Annotated in this window: 1 protein-coding gene; it reads right to left on the minus strand. The window is 59.9% G+C overall.

Going from position 1 to position 876, the window contains the following annotated elements; all coding sequences use genetic code 11:
- Positions 1-28 precede the first annotated feature (28 nt).
- Positions 29-823, minus strand: coding sequence for a class II aldolase/adducin family protein (locus tag HX786_RS31065; protein WP_063031004.1), 795 nt, complete (start codon positions 821-823; stop codon positions 29-31).
- Between the last annotated feature and the right edge of the window lie 53 nt (positions 824-876).

Below are 876 nucleotides of genomic sequence, written 5' to 3' on the forward strand. Positions count from 1 at the left end.
ACCAAGCGTAAATACCAAACCCACAACGTCAAAGTTTGTAATCAGTATCCGTACGCTCCAATTGCCGAATCAACGCATTCCAGTGCCGCGCCACCCCCGGCCCATCCCCGCTCTTGAACACTTCTGCCTGCTTCTCCACCTTGGCCACCACCTCCGCCGGCGGAAAGATCAACTCGGCATTCCCCCCCGCCTGCGCCGCAATCTGGATATTGCACGCCCGCTCCAGCCCCTGCAGCTGCTGGAACGCATGCTCCACACTCACCCCCGCCGTCAGCAATCCATGGTTGCGCAAGATCATCACACTCTTGTCCCCCAGGTCCGCCACCAACCGCTCACGCTCATCCAGGTCAAGGGCCACACCTTCATACCCGTGGTACGCAACGCGCCCGGAAAACCCGATGGAATGCTGGGAGATCGGCAACAACCCGTCCTTCTGCGCCGACACCGCAATACCGTCCCGCGTATGCGTATGCAGCACGGCCTGCAAATCGTGGCGAGCCCCATGGATCGCGCTGTGGATCACATAGCCCGCATAGTTGATCCCCAGGCCCGTAGGGTCATCGACAATCGTGCCGTCGATATCCACCTTGACCAGATTCGAAGCGCTGATCTCATCGAACAACAGCCCGTAGGCATTGATCAGGAAATGCTCCTCAGGCCCCGGCACCCGGGCGGAGAAGTGCGTGTAGATGTGGTCGGTCCACTTGTACAACGCCGCCAGCCGATAGGCCGCCGCAAGTTTAACGCGCACCTCCCACTCTTCCGGGGTAACCCGCTGGCGGACGTTGTTCGAGACACTGGAGATCGAGGTGACGCTGCTCATGGCAAAACTTCCTGGATGGCCTTAAGGACTTCCAGGCAAGCCTAGGGGATGAC

The sequence above is a fragment of the Pseudomonas sp. 21615526 genome (assembly GCF_013386245.1).
In the GTDB taxonomy this organism is placed as follows: domain Bacteria; phylum Pseudomonadota; class Gammaproteobacteria; order Pseudomonadales; family Pseudomonadaceae; genus Aquipseudomonas.